Source organism: Thermodesulfovibrionales bacterium (assembly GCA_026417875.1).
Taxonomy (GTDB): domain Bacteria; phylum Nitrospirota; class Thermodesulfovibrionia; order Thermodesulfovibrionales; family CALJEL01; genus CALJEL01.
Genome location: JAOACK010000144.1, coordinates 1 through 590, shown reverse-complemented (window position 1 = coordinate 590; position 590 = coordinate 1). Strand labels below are relative to the sequence as shown.

Annotated in this window: 2 protein-coding genes; one reads left to right on the top strand and one right to left on the bottom strand. The window is 35.3% G+C overall.

Annotated features, from left to right (window positions below; genetic code table 11):
• A partial coding sequence (locus N2257_10800) for a hypothetical protein (protein MCX7794873.1) occupies positions 1–293 on the bottom strand: 293 nt, incomplete at its 3' end.
• Between the two features lie 95 nt (positions 294–388).
• Between N2257_10800 and N2257_10795 the strand changes: the two genes are divergently transcribed.
• A partial coding sequence (locus N2257_10795) for a chorismate mutase (GenBank protein MCX7794872.1) occupies positions 389–590 on the top strand: 202 nt, incomplete at its 3' end.

The window sequence follows — 590 nt, the reverse complement described above, 5'->3', positions numbered from 1 at the left end:
ATCTCTTCTCCTGTAACAGGATGCTTTATCTTCTTTGAGCTCACAATGTCAAATCTCATATATTTATTTATTCCATTCTTTCTGCCAGCGCCTATTGTGACGAGGTCACCTTCAACCCTAAGCACTTCAGCCTCTATTTCTCTAAAAAAATCTTTTAAATCATAAACAAGCTTTTCAGGTGTACCATAAGCAAAAGGCTGATTTAAAATCTTTTCAGCATGAGAGGGAAAAGTTATAATCATACTGAAGATAAAAACAAGAAAAGAGGTTATTTTTGCTCTTATTTTTTCCATATTTTTTCTTCCCCGGAAAGGTAATCCACAGTTTTTATAATTCTAACAGTTTAATCCTTGAAAAAACAAGGAAAATCTGTTAAAGTTTTTAATCTATGGATGAGATAAAAAGATTGAGAGAAGATATTGACAGGATTGATGACAGGATACTTGAGCTCCTTAACAGAAGGGCAAAACTTGCCATTAGGATTGGAAAAATAAAGAAGAAATCCCTTCTTAGGACCTACGCGCCTGAAAGGGAAAGGGCTATTATCGAGCGGCTTATTGCAAAAAACAGGGGTCCCTTTCCAAACAGTG